Annotated in this window: 12 protein-coding genes; 11 read left to right on the top strand and 1 reads right to left on the bottom strand. The window is 42.1% G+C overall.

Translation table 11 applies throughout. From position 1 onward, the window contains the following. Positions 1-208 precede the first annotated feature (208 nt). The gene (locus HA044_RS09450; RefSeq protein ID WP_187540928.1) at positions 209-1054 is read left to right on the top strand and encodes an alpha/beta hydrolase; all 846 of its coding nucleotides are present in this window, start codon (positions 209-211) and stop codon (positions 1052-1054) included. A gap of 167 nt (positions 1055-1221) precedes the next feature. Next, entirely contained in the window at positions 1222-2232 is a 1011-nt protein-coding gene (locus tag HA044_RS09455) for a DUF1002 domain-containing protein (protein ID WP_187540929.1), read from the top strand. Between the two features lie 131 nt (positions 2233-2363). Here HA044_RS09455 and guaA read toward each other — a convergent pair whose 3' ends face one another. Next, the gene (guaA, locus tag HA044_RS09460; RefSeq protein ID WP_187540930.1) at positions 2364-3929 is read right to left on the bottom strand and encodes a glutamine-hydrolyzing GMP synthase; all 1566 of its coding nucleotides are present in this window, start codon (positions 3927-3929) and stop codon (positions 2364-2366) included. 128 nt (positions 3930-4057) lie between these two features. Here guaA and HA044_RS09465 point away from each other — a divergent pair, with 128 nt between their 5' ends. The 9 genes from HA044_RS09465 (at position 4058) to ffh (ending at position 12444) form a co-directional block, all read left to right on the top strand. Further along, on the top strand, positions 4058-4756 hold the full coding sequence (locus HA044_RS09465; RefSeq protein WP_187540931.1) for a GntR family transcriptional regulator: 699 nt from the start codon (positions 4058-4060) through the stop codon (positions 4754-4756). A gap of 227 nt (positions 4757-4983) precedes the next feature. Beyond that, positions 4984-6261: a glycosyltransferase gene (locus tag HA044_RS09470; RefSeq protein WP_187540932.1), complete on the top strand. Its 1278-nt coding sequence runs from the start codon at positions 4984-4986 to the stop codon at positions 6259-6261. Then, the gene (locus tag HA044_RS09475; protein ID WP_187540933.1) at positions 6258-7235 is read left to right on the top strand and encodes an NAD(P)-dependent oxidoreductase; all 978 of its coding nucleotides are present in this window, start codon (positions 6258-6260) and stop codon (positions 7233-7235) included. Before HA044_RS09470 ends, HA044_RS09475 begins: the two co-directional genes overlap by 4 nt. Further along, entirely contained in the window at positions 7210-8037 is an 828-nt protein-coding gene (locus HA044_RS09480; RefSeq protein ID WP_187540934.1) for an MBL fold metallo-hydrolase, read from the top strand. Before HA044_RS09475 ends, HA044_RS09480 begins: the two co-directional genes overlap by 26 nt. Beyond that, on the top strand, positions 8003-9268 hold the full coding sequence (locus HA044_RS09485; RefSeq protein WP_187540935.1) for a F390 synthetase-related protein: 1266 nt from the start codon (positions 8003-8005) through the stop codon (positions 9266-9268). Before HA044_RS09480 ends, HA044_RS09485 begins: the two co-directional genes overlap by 35 nt. A gap of 12 nt (positions 9269-9280) precedes the next feature. Beyond that, complete coding sequence (locus tag HA044_RS09490; RefSeq protein ID WP_187540936.1) at positions 9281-10225, top strand: 3-oxoacyl-[acyl-carrier-protein] synthase III C-terminal domain-containing protein; 945 nt, start codon at positions 9281-9283, stop codon at positions 10223-10225. A 79-nt stretch (positions 10226-10304) separates the two neighbouring features. Then, positions 10305-10637, top strand: a complete 333-nt coding sequence (locus HA044_RS09495; RefSeq protein WP_006145392.1) for a putative DNA-binding protein — start codon at positions 10305-10307, stop codon at positions 10635-10637. A 2-nt stretch (positions 10638-10639) separates the two neighbouring features. Next, complete coding sequence (locus tag HA044_RS10075) at positions 10640-10855, top strand: 2-oxoglutarate:acceptor oxidoreductase (protein WP_262407563.1); 216 nt, start codon at positions 10640-10642, stop codon at positions 10853-10855. A gap of 17 nt (positions 10856-10872) precedes the next feature. Beyond that, a complete protein-coding gene (gene ffh / locus HA044_RS09500; RefSeq protein ID WP_187540938.1) occupies positions 10873-12444 on the top strand; it encodes a signal recognition particle protein in 1572 nt (523 codons plus the stop codon). The last annotated feature ends 58 nt before the right edge of the window (positions 12445-12502 follow it).

Raw genomic sequence — 12502 nt, forward strand, 5'->3', positions numbered from 1 at the left:
TTGACATACGAAAACTCCCCTTATCGTTTCTAGTGAATTTTTGTTTTTTCACTGTCCACTATAAGGGGAGTATATCATTTTGTCCCAGCCTTTCTTTTAATCGTTAAATCTTTTTTTGTATTTTGGCTCTTTCATTCTCAATCTTTTGAAATCATTGAATGCCTATGATAAAATACTAGTTAGTTATAAAATAACTAAGGAGTTTCTATTGAACAAAAAATCATTCTATGGGCTGCTTCTTGGGCTGGTGCTTTTATGTATCGCCATTTATGGGAAGTCTCAACAAAAAACACAGCTGGATCACACAAATTACCAACAAATCACGCGTCCTACCTTATTTTTTCATGGTTATGGCTCGAGTGCCAATGCAGAAAAACACATGACAGATGCAGCAAAAAAAGCAGGGGTGACACAAACTATCATCACTGCAAACGTGGCTGAAGATGGGCAGGTAAGGCTGACAGGGACCATTCCAAAAGGTGCGGTCAATCCAATTATCAAAGTGGAGTACCAAAACAATCGCACACCCGATCCAAAAGTCATCAGCCATTATGCCTATCAGGTCGTCAAAAAGCTTCAAGACACCTATCATTTTAAAGACATGAACGTCGTTGCTCATTCTATGGGAAACATGTCTGTTTTATATTATCTTCTAGAACATGGAAGTGATGAGAACTTGCCAAAAATTGTCAAGCAGGTCGCCATTGCTAATCATGTCGCTGGACTCGAAGGAATGAATTTACCCCAAGGTTTGGTACTAGATGCGCAAACAGGTAAGCCATCAGCAATGAATGAGCAGTACCAACAGCTTTTAGCTCTTCGGGAAGTCTATCCAGAAAATCAGATCGATGTCCTAAATATCTATGGAGATATCGGTGGCGAAACAGATGGGTCGGTTCTCAATGTTTCTTCGAAAGCCCTTCGTTACCTAGTAGCAGAACGTGCAAAAAGCTATCGTGAAGAAAAGATTGATGGAAAAGGGGCTCAGCATAGCCAACTTCATGAAAATCCAATAGTTGATAAGCTATTGATCCAGTTTCTTTGGGGAAAATAAAAATGTCATCATTTCTTAAAAGAGCTGTAAGCAAGTTTTAAGAATAAAACAGTATAATGAAAACTGAAGTGAGGAACCTCTTTATTGGCTTCTTTTTTCATCTCTTGCGATGTGAGAGGCTTGAGAGTTTTTTTCTTATAGATGATGTGATTAGAAAGAAGAGAAAGATGAAATTTAAAAAAATTGCAATGCTTGCGGCAACTACTTTTGCCGTATTTTCTGCTGTTCCCCATATCTCTGCAGATACGAATGTGCAAAAAGTCATTGATGAAACCTACGTCAAACCCGACTATGTTCTCGGCTATTCACTAGACCAAAGCCAAATTGAGCAGACCTTAAATCTATTGAATTACGACAGTGCAAAGGATAAAAAAGAGTGGAAGGCCATGACACCAGATGTCTATTCTTCCATTATGAATGTGGCTAATGATGATAGTCTCGAGCTGTATTCCTCCGTTAAACTTCAAAAGCTCGGAAAAAACAAAGCTCTTGAAGTCAATATTGTAACACCTCAGAATATAACCAAAGTGACAGCAGATATGTACCGCAATGCTGCAGCTACGCTGGGACTTGAGCATGCACAAATTACAGTCGCATCTCCTGTCCAAGTAACGGGCGAAAGTGCCTTGGCTGGTATTTATTACTCGCTTGAGAAAAATGGCGCAAAAGTCTCGCAAGAAAGCAAAAACCTCGCTCAGGAAGAGTTGACCACCCTATCAGGGATTAACGAAGAAAATGCAGGGAAGAAAAACTTTGATGCTGACAAGTTGAATGTGGCCCTCACCGATATCAAAACAGCAGTAGCCAATGCTAAAAATAACAAGAAGGATTTGAGCAAGGATGATATCCAAAAGATTGTCGAAGAAACTCTCAAGAATTATAAACTAGATGGCGCCATGTCCTCCAAACAGATCAATTTGATCATCAACTTTGCGGTTAATCTTTCAAAGAGTAGCGTCGTCAGTAACAAGAACTTTACAAAGACCCTGACTGATCTGAAGGATAGCATTGTCGATAAAGCAGGCGATACCTTTAACAACATCAATCTTAATTTTGATACAAATGCCATTTTAAAAGATAGTGGCAACTTCTTCACAAATGCGTGGAATGCCATTGCTGGCTTCTTCGGAGCCATCTGGAATGCCATTGTCAAATTCTTTAGTGGTTTGGTTGGATAAACATAGCACAAAAGCACTGCTGACAAGAAGTCAGAGTGCTTTTTCTAGCTCGTGAAAAAAAGGTCCCTCGGACCTTTAACTCGCTTTGCTATTTCTAAGCTCGTGAAAAAAAAGGTCCCCCGGACCTTTTTTTACTCCCACTCTACAGTTGCAGGTGGTTTACTTGTGATATCGTAGACGATGCGGTTGACGTGGTCAACTTCGTTTACGATACGGACTGAGATTTTTTGGAGGACTTCCCATGGAATTTTAGCGAAGTCTGCTGTCATGCCATCGATAGAAGTGATAGCGCGGATAGCGATCGTATAGTCGTAAGTACGACCATCACCCATAACACCGACTGAACGAACACCAGTGTTGACTGTGAAGTATTGCCAAATATCACGGTCAAGACCCGCTTTGGCGATTTCTTCACGAAGGATAGCGTCTGATTCGCGAACTGTTTCCAGTTTTTCTTCAGTGATTTCCCCCATGACACGGATAGCAAGTCCTGGTCCTGGGAATGGTTGGCGCCATACGATATTATCTGGCATACCAAGCTCTGTACCAAGAGCACGAACTTCATCCTTATAAAGAGTGTTGAGTGGCTCGATCAGTTCAAACTGCATGTCTTCTGGAAGTCCACCAACGTTGTGGTGAGATTTGATGGTTTGAGCAGTATCCGTACCAGACTCAATCACGTCTGTGTAAAGAGTTCCTTGGGCCAAGAATTTCACATCTTTAAGCTTACTTGCTTCGTCATCAAAGACATAAACAAACTCGTTACCGATAATCTTCCGTTTTTTCTCAGGATCAGATACACCAGCAAGTTTATCTAAGAAACGTTTGGCAGCATCTGCTTTGACAATGTTGAGACCAAACTTCCCACCAAGCATCTCCATGACTTGGTCAGCTTCCCCTTTACGAAGAAGGCCGTGGTCTACAAAAATACAGATCAATTGATCACCAATTGCTTTTTGAAGGAGAACCCCAACAACAGAAGAATCCACACCACCAGAAAGTCCAAGAAGGACACGTTTGTCTCCGACAGTTTGGCGAATTTTCTTGATTTGCATGTCAATGAAGTTATCCATAGACCAATCGCCTTTGGCACCACAGATGTTCAAAGCAAAGTTACGAAGGATATCATATCCATAGACAGAATGGCGAACTTCGGGGTGGAACTGGATACCGTAGATTTTCTTGTCTGGATTTTCAATGGATGCATAGGGACAGTCAGCAGAAGTACCCGTACGGATGAAGTCAGCCGGAATTTCTGTCACAGCATCCCCATGGCTCATCAAAACGACTTGTTTATCCGGTGTGCTTGCAAAAAGAGCAGAAGATTCTATCAAACTGAGTTCAGATTGACCATATTCACGGTTACCAGCGTTACCTGCTGGAACAACCTTTCCTCCCAATTTGTGGGTCAACAATTGCATTCCGTAACAGATTCCAAGGATTGGAATTCCCAACTCAAAAATTTCAGGATCAATATCAAAGGATCCTTCCTCGTATACAGAGTTTGGTCCGCCTGAAAGAACGATCCCAACTGGATTGATTGCACGCACTTCAGCAGCAGAAATCTTATGGCTCTTCAATTCTGAGAAGACACCAATTTCACGAATCCGACGTGAAATAAGCTGATTGTATTGGCTACCGTAGTCAAGCACGATGATTTTTTCAACATCATGCAAATCAGTTGATAGGTTTGTCATCTTATCCCCTTCTTAATCAAATTTACTTTCCTCTATTCTAACACAAAACCCCTCGCTTTACCATTCTCTGATTGAATCTTTCGGAAAATTACGCTACAATAGACCTAATAGAGAGAAAGAGCAGTACAATGATTCCAGCTTACATTCAAATTCATGATCAGATTAAGTCTGAGATTGATCAAAAAATATGGAAAATCGGGGAGCGCCTTCCTAGTGAACGCGATCTAGCAGAGCAATTTCAGGTCAGTCGAATGACCCTTCGTCAAGCCATCACCCTTCTAGTCGAAGAGGGGGTTCTTGAAAGACGAGTGGGAAGTGGCACCTTTATCACCAGCACGCGCGTCCGGGAAAAAATGCGTGGGACAACCAGTTTCACCGAAATTATGAAATCACAAGGCAGAGAACCGTCTAGTCAAGTGATTTCATACCGTAAAACCATTCCTAGCCTGCAAGAAGTAGACAAATTGGGCATTGATAAAACAGAAACCATTATTCGAATGGAGCGGGTTCGGTATGCTGATGGGATTCCTGTCGTTTATGAAGTGGCCTCTATTCCGGAGAAATTTATTAAGAATTTCAATCGCGAAGAAGTGACCAGCCATTTCTTCCAAACCTTGGAGCGTCATGGTTATAAGATCGGGAAGTCGCATCAGACAATCTATGCACGATTGGCCAAGGATAAGATTGCGGACTATTTACAGGTTTCAAAAGGTCAGGCGATTTTAGGGCTAACCCAGGTTTCCTATTTTGAAGATGGTACAGCCTTTGAATATGTGAAAAGCCAGTATGTAGGCGAGCGGTTCGAATTTTATTTGGAAAATAACTAAGTTTGCAATTAGTAAAACTAAAAAACTTTCAAATGCTAAAGTGGATTCCACTGGCATTTGGGAGCTTTTTTCGTTAGGAATCATTCTTTCTAAATAGTGATAGTAAAGCCAAAATCAAAAGTTATTAAAAAAATTTTAATTTTTTCTTCAATTTTTGATTTTTTTTACGAATATATAGATAAGAGGCCCATATTAGGCCTAAAAAAAGAGATATAAGGCAGAAAAAAATGAAAAAAATTAAAATCGATGTGGTAGCTGTTCCTTTGAGCGGGCATCTCTACCCAACTTTAAATCTCGTCAAACCCTTATTGGATGATCCAACCATGGAAATCCGGGTTTTCACAGGACCTCAGAAAAAGGCCGTTACAGAAAGTCTCGGCTTCACTGTAGTTCCAATTCTAGAGGACAAAGTAGAAGAATTTGAATGTGCGGCGAATAACGAAAAGAAACTCAATCTATTTTCAGCTTATCGGCAATTGTCCAAGAGTCTCGATTTGATTAATCATGTATCGGATCAATTGCTAGAGGAGTGGCGCGTCAACCGCCCAGATATTGTGATTGCTGATTTTATCACTTTATCAGCGGGCTTTGTGGCAGAAGAGTTAGAAATTCCTTGGATTACGACCATGGCAACTCAATTTGCAATCGAAACTCCTAATGGTCCTCCTTGTTTCTTTGGAGGAATGGGAGTTGCACGAACCAAGAAGGAAGAAAAGATCCAAGCCCTATGCCGTAAACTCACGCGCATTGGGAAATACTGTGTGGCTTTCCTCTTACATAAGCGCTTAAAACGTTACAATTTTAAGTTATACAATCAAAATGGAGTGGAGAGCATCTATTCTCCTTATGCCATCTTTGGAATTGGAATGATGGAGCTGGAGTTGAAAACACATTTCCCTCATCAATATGCTTGGCTGGGTCCATTAGGAACCTCTCTTGAAAAAGCAGAAGATTATCCTTTGGATCTCAGCCCTTATGAAGACAAAAAGAAGATCCTCGTGACGTGTGGGACTCAGTTGCCATGGGCAAAAGAAAATTTGCTTCATCAAACCAAGCAGTTAGCCATAGAGCATCCAGAATGCCACTTTTTTGTCACCTTGGGAGATGGGGCAAAAGACTTTTCTGAAGAAGAAGTAGCACCAAATGTGACGGTCGTCTCTTATCTGCCATATAAGGAATACATTCCGCAGATGGACTATGTCATTCACCATGGAGGAGCTGGAATCTTTTATCAGTGTATTGAATTTAAAAAACCTGCCTTGATCTTGCCACATGACTATGACCAATTTGACTATGCCATTCGAGGAGTAGAAGCAGGGATTGCTTTTCAAGCTCATCGCAATCGCACCGAAGAGATTCAAGCAGGTTTTAACGCCCTGTTAGAAAAAGAATCTTGGGAAGAGTTAGCGAGACTAAACAAATTATCAAAAACCTACAAACCGTTGGATACCTTAGAGTTTGAAATTCAACGATTATTAAGACGTGGAACGGATGGGAAACTATGAAAATTCTTGTAACAGGTGCGACTGGCTTCCTTGGAAAATATGTGATTGAGGAGTTATTGGATCACGACTATTCTATTGTAGCCTTTGGCCGAAACGAAAAAGTTGGCAAGGCTCTGGAAAGTGAGCGCGTCCAATTTGTTAAAGGAGATTTGAGCTCTATTGAGGAATTAAGACGAGCTTTTCAGGATATTGATGCTGTTGTTCATGCAGGAGCCTTGTCTACTGCTTGGGGACCCTGGAAGGCTTTCTATCAAGCAAATGTCATCGGCACTCAAAATGTCCTTACCTTGTGTCGCGAATTTGCGGTACAACGCTTGGTTTATGTGTCTTCTCCCAGTATTTACGCAGCTGGAAAAGACCAATTAAACATCAAGGAAAGTGATGCTCCAACAGAAAATCACCTCAACAATTATATCCGAAGTAAATTGGCTTCTGAAAAACTATTTCCTGACTATCCAGATGTGCCAAGTATCATCTTGCGTCCGAGAGGATTATTTGGTGTGGGAGATACCAGTATCTTGCCTCGGGTTTTACGCCTCAGTCGAAAAATTGGGATTCCGTTGATTCGAGGAGGAGAGCAGCTCATGGATATGACCTGTGTGGAAAATGTCGCTCTAGCCATTCGCTTAGCTCTGGAAGCAAAAGAAGCACACGGACAGGTTTATAATATTACAAATGGAGAACCAAAGACCTTTAAGCATTTGATTGAAACCACACTAAAAGGATTAGGAGAACCCATTCGCTATCGGAAGATTCCAGCAGGTCTGGTAGCAGGTGTGGCGTACAGCCTTGAAGGAGTGTATCGATTATTTCATATAAAAGCTGAACCCCCCTTGACTCGCTACACCTATTATCTCCTTCGCTATAGCCAAACTCTCGATATTCAAAAGGCCCAAACCGAACTTGGCTACTATCCAAAAATGACCATTGAAGAAGGGATTGACAACTATGTCCAACATGATCGAGCACATTGATTATTTTCCAGCAGGTTTTTGTAGCAGTCATTCTGGACTCTTATTTAAAGGGATTCCAAATAAAAAAATGCAATTTCCAGCAGGTGTCTTTTTGATTCATCATCGTGAAAAAGGCTATATTTTGTACGATACTGGCTATCATTATGAAATCAAGAAAAAAGCACGGTATTTCTGGTACCGTCTAGCAACGCCTATGCAGATGAAAAAGGAAGACCAGATTGACTACTTATTGCAAGAGCGTGGCATTGATCCAGCAGCCATTTCCTATGTGTTTCTTTCGCATTTGCACCCTGATCATCTCGGCGGAGCAGCACTTTTTCCAAATGCTCATTTCTTTGTGACTCAGGAAGTCTATGAAGTGTACCAGAAGCCGAAATTCAAAGATCTGATTTTTAAAGAGTTTCTTCCAGCTGATTTCAAAGATCGGGTGACTTGTCTCAAAGCAGATCAAACGCATCCTGCTTTCCCTTACCGCCCGACTGCGGACCTATTTGGTGATGGGAGTATTCTCGTATCATCTATCGATGGGCATGCAAGAGGGCAGGGATGTATGTATATGGATGAGGTCAAGCTCTTTATTGGAGCGGATCTTTCTTGGGGAGTAGAGCTCTTACCTTACACACGGCAAATGCGTCTCATTCCTTCCTTAGTTCAGGATGATAAAAATGCTTATTTAAAAGGAGCTGATTTGCTGGAAACACTCTTACAAGAAGGCATTCAAGTTGTGGTCAGCCACGACCCGCAAGATCGGATTGAAAGGATTTTAAATGAAAAAAACAGTCTTTCTGAAAACCTTTATTGAAACCAGATGGTTCCATCGATTCCGTTCAAAAGAAACCTTAGAAAAGTACCAAAAAAAGCAATTGGCTCGCTACCATGCTTTTATTACTTCTCACTCTCCCTATTTTCAAAACCATTCTCCTGAATCCTTTGGGGCCATGGATAAGAATTTCATGATGACGCATTTCAATGAACTGAATACTCTGGGCGTGGATCGAGATCAGGCATTAGAGATGGCCATCCGCGGAGAACAAACGCGAGATTTTACCGAAATGAATGGAGAAGTAGCAGTAGGTTTGTCTTCTGGGACTTCCGGGCACCGAGGAGTTTTTGTCACCACAGAAAAAGAAAGAAGTATGTGGGCTGCAGCAATCTTAGCTAAGATGTTGCCAAAAGGAAACCTGTTTGGTCATCGCATTGCTTTTTTCTTACGTGCTGATAACGAACTCTATCAAACCATTAATTCGTCCCTTATTCGATTAGAGTATTTTGATATCTTCAAGGATAGTACAGAGCATTTAGAGCGTCTCAAAGACTATCAGCCAACCATTGTAGTGGCGCCTGCTTCCACCTTGATAGAGTTAGCTAACTATGTCAGCAATCAACAACTAGATATTCAACCCGTTAAGGTTGTCTCTGTTGCAGAGATCCTAGAGGATAGAGATGCTCAGACAATCGCTAAAGCCTTTCAACTAGAGAAGGTTGATCAGGTCTACCAAGCGACAGAAGGATTTTTAGCTTGTACTTGTTCAGAAGGTAATCTTCACCTCAACGAAGATATTTTGTATGTCGAAAAAGAGTATCTAGATGATCACCGCTTTTATCCGATGATTACAGATTTCAAACGAACGAGTCAACCCATCTATCGGTACCGACTCAATGATATTTTAGTAGAAGAAAAGTCTCCCTGTCCTTGTGGATCCGTTTTTACTCGAATCGCGAAAATCGAAGGACGATCGGACGATATTTTCTATTTCAAAAGAGTTGATGGAATCAGCCAAACCATCTATCCAGATTTTATTCGCCGGTGCATTTTATTCGTTGAAAATATTCAGGACTATCAAGTGACTCAGCTGGCAGATGGATCGATTACCATTGCCTTGAGTCATCGTTCCGAGTTTATTGAGAAAGCGATCTTTGCCCAATTTGAACTCTTGGCTCAACAAAAACAATTCATCCTCCCAAATATTCAATTTATCGATTACCAATGGGACCCAACACGTAAATTAAAACGTGTTCAACGACTTCAATAAAAGGAGAATCCTATGACTACTGTAAAAAGACATCTGCAAATGAAAGGCTATGGAACTGCACTTCCTGCTCATACAGTGACCTTCAAAGACCAAACTCGTTACCGTGTGAAAGAAGGAGAAGAAACACAGATTGATCTAGTAGCGCGTGCAATTGAAGCTGCTTTAAAACACGCAGGGCTTGAAATGACAGACATCGACTGCCTGGTTTCGGCTAGTGCGGTTGGCGTTCAGCCGATTCCTTGTACAGCTGCTTTGATCCACGAGCGCGTGGCCAAGGGACTGACGATTCCTGCCATGGATATCAATACCACCTGTACCAGTTTTGTATCAGCCTTAAGCACCATTTCTTATCTGATTGAAGGTGGTGAATACCAACGGGTTCTCATTGTATCCAGTGAAGTCGGAAGTCTTGGGCTTAATCCTAAACAAAAAGAGAGCTTTGAATTATTTAGCGATGGAGCAGCGGCCTTTATTTTTGAAGCAACAAGCCAAGACAAAGGAATCATTGCTAGCATGCAACGGACCTGGTCTGAGGGGGCCCACGATACCGAAATTCGGGGTGGTTTGACAGCTTATCATCCGAAATTGTACTCTGAATCAACCAAGACTGATTTCATGTTTGATATGAAAGGGAAGAAAATTCTCTTACTTTCTGCTCGTGTCATTCCAGAAATGTTCCAAGAATTCCAAGAGAAATCTGGCATTTCTAAAGATACAGTAGACTATATCATTCCCCACCAAGCTAGCCGTGCCTTGCCACTCGTCATGGATAAATTGGGAGTTGGCAAAGATAAATATCTCAATATTGTCAGCGATTATGGAAATATGGTTTCAGTAGCCGTGCCTTTTGGTTTAGCCTATGCGCTTGATCACGGCTATGTGAAGGAAGGCGATACCATCTTCTTGATGGGAACTGCGGCAGGGATGACGGTCAACATGTTGGCAATGAAACTCTGATAATTCATCCTCCCATTTCAACTTAAAAAGCATCAAGTCCCGCTAGTCTTTAGCGGGCTTTTTTGATATAATGAAAGGTATGGAAATTGAGAAAACCAACCGAATGAATGCGCTCTTTGAGTTTTATGCAGCGCTCTTGACGGACAAGCAAATGAACTACATCGAGCTTTATTATGCTGATGATTATAGCTTGGCTGAGATTGCTGAAGAGTTTGGAGTGAGCCGTCAGGCGGTCTATGACAATATTAAACGCACAGAAAAGATTTTGGAGGACTACGAAATGAAACTCCATATGTATTCCGATTACATTGTTCGTAGTCAGATTTTTGATCAGATTTTAGAACGCTATCCGGAAGATACTTTTCTACAAGAGCAGGTTGAAATTTTAACAAGCATTGACAATCGGGAGTAATCATGGGCAGTCTAGTTATTTATCAAGGAATACCTTGCGAACTATTAGCCGCAGAGGAACCATTTCCTACTCGACTACAGATTATCTCACCCAATGATAAGTCCAAAGCCATGCAAATAGGTTTTAGCTGTTGGGGATATCCAAATGAAATCATGAAAGAAGTCACACCCGAAGAACTAGAGTGTTTGCAACATTTCGGACGATTTCCACTGAATTGAAAAAATAGGAGAAAATAATGGCATTTGAAAGTTTAACCGAACGTTTACAGAACGTCTTTAGAAATCTTCGTAAGAAAGGGAAAATCTCTGAAGCGGATGTCCAAGAGGCAACCAAAGAAATTCGTCTAGCCCTCTTAGAGGCCGACGTTGCCCTTCCTGTTGTAAAAGACTTTATCAAACGTGTCCGCGAGCGGGCCATAGGGCATGAAGTCATTGAAACCCTGAATCCTGCCCAACAAATCGTGAAGATTGTCGATGAAGAATTGACAGCCATTTTGGGTTCAGAGACAGCAGAAATTATCAAATCTCCAAAAATTCCAACCATTATCATGATGGTCGGTCTTCAAGGGGCTGGTAAAACAACCTTTGCTGGGAAATTGGCTAACAAATTGGTCAAAGAAGAAAATGCACGTCCTTTGATGATTGCGGCCGATATCTATCGTCCAGCAGCCATTGATCAGTTGAAGACGCTTGGTCAGCAGATCAATGTGCCTGTCTTCTCACTCGGTACAGAAGTCCCTGCAGTCGAGATCGTTCGTCAAGGTTTGGAGCAGGCGAGAGCTAACCACAATGACTATGTCTTGATCGATACGGCGGGTCGTCTGCAAATCGATGAAAAACTCATGGGCGAGTTGCGCGATGTCAAAGCTCTTGCTGAGCCAAACGAAATCCTCTTGGTTGTCGATGCTATGATCGGTCAAGAAGCGGCCAATGTGGCGCGTGAGTTTAACGAACAACTCGAAGTGACCGGGGTCATCTTGACCAAGATTGATGGGGATACCCGTGGTGGTGCAGCCCTTTCTGTCCGTCAGATTACTGGAAAACCAATCAAGTTCACTGGTACTGGTGAAAAAATCACTGATATCGAAACCTTCCACCCAGACCGCATGTCTGGTCGGATCCTCGGTATGGGGGATATGCTGACGCTGATCGAGAAGGCTTCTCAAGAATACGATGAGAAACGTTCCCTTGAACTCGCTGAGAAGATGCGGGAAAACACCTTTGACTTCAACGACTTTATCGACCAGTTAGACCAAGTTCAAAACATGGGACCAATGGAAGACCTACTCAAGATGCTTCCTGGGATGGCCAACAATCCAGCTATGAAGAACCTTAAGGTCGATGAACGAGAAATTGCTCGCAAACGTGCCATTGTATCATCCATGACCCCAGCTGAACGGGAAAATCCAGATCTCTTGAATCCAAGCCGTCGTCGTCGGATTGCTGCTGGATCAGGAAACACCTTTGTCGAAGTCAACAAATTTATCAAGGACTTTAACCAAGCCAAGCGGATGATGCAAGGTGTCCTCTCTGGCGATATGAACAAGATGATGAAGCAAATGGGGCTCAATCCAAATAACATGCCGAAAAACATGCCTGGTGGCATGCCTGATATGTCTGCCCTCGAAGGCATGATGGGTCAAGGTGGGATGCCTGACTTATCAGCTCTTGGCGGAGGTGCTGGAATGCCGGACATGAGCCAAATGTTCGGTGGGGGTCTCAAAGGAAAAGCCGGTGAATTCATGATGAAACGAGCGATGAACAAGATGGCCAAACAAATGCGCAAAAATAAGAAAAAACGGAAATAACTCTTTCTAATAAGGGCCTGGGACATTGTTCCGGGTTTTTTAGAAATGATACAGAGGA

The organism is Streptococcus sp. IMAU 99161 (genome assembly GCF_014435245.1).
In the GTDB taxonomy this organism is placed as follows: Bacteria; Bacillota; Bacilli; order Lactobacillales; family Streptococcaceae; genus Streptococcus; species Streptococcus lactarius.

Bases quoted from the DNA above. Each gene is read 5' to 3' on its own strand.
- HA044_RS09480 (WP_187540934.1), top strand. From the start codon at position 7,210: ATGTCCAACATGATCGAGCACATTGATTATTTTCCAGCAGGTTTTTGT.
- HA044_RS09465 (WP_187540931.1), top strand. From the start codon at position 4,058: ATGATTCCAGCTTACATTCAAATTCATGATCAGATTAAGTCTGAGATT.
- HA044_RS09470 (WP_187540932.1), top strand. From the start codon at position 4,984: ATGAAAAAAATTAAAATCGATGTGGTAGCTGTTCCTTTGAGCGGGCAT.
- guaA (WP_187540930.1), bottom strand. From the start codon at position 3,929: ATGACAAACCTATCAACTGATTTGCATGATGTTGAAAAAATCATCGTG.
- HA044_RS09475 (WP_187540933.1), top strand. From the start codon at position 6,258: ATGAAAATTCTTGTAACAGGTGCGACTGGCTTCCTTGGAAAATATGTG.
- HA044_RS09455 (WP_187540929.1), top strand. From the start codon at position 1,222: ATGAAATTTAAAAAAATTGCAATGCTTGCGGCAACTACTTTTGCCGTA.
- HA044_RS09495 (WP_006145392.1), top strand. From the start codon at position 10,305: ATGGAAATTGAGAAAACCAACCGAATGAATGCGCTCTTTGAGTTTTAT.
- HA044_RS09485 (WP_187540935.1), top strand. From the start codon at position 8,003: ATGAAAAAAACAGTCTTTCTGAAAACCTTTATTGAAACCAGATGGTTC.
- HA044_RS10075 (WP_262407563.1), top strand. From the start codon at position 10,640: ATGGGCAGTCTAGTTATTTATCAAGGAATACCTTGCGAACTATTAGCC.
- ffh (WP_187540938.1), top strand. From the start codon at position 10,873: ATGGCATTTGAAAGTTTAACCGAACGTTTACAGAACGTCTTTAGAAAT.
- HA044_RS09490 (WP_187540936.1), top strand. From the start codon at position 9,281: ATGACTACTGTAAAAAGACATCTGCAAATGAAAGGCTATGGAACTGCA.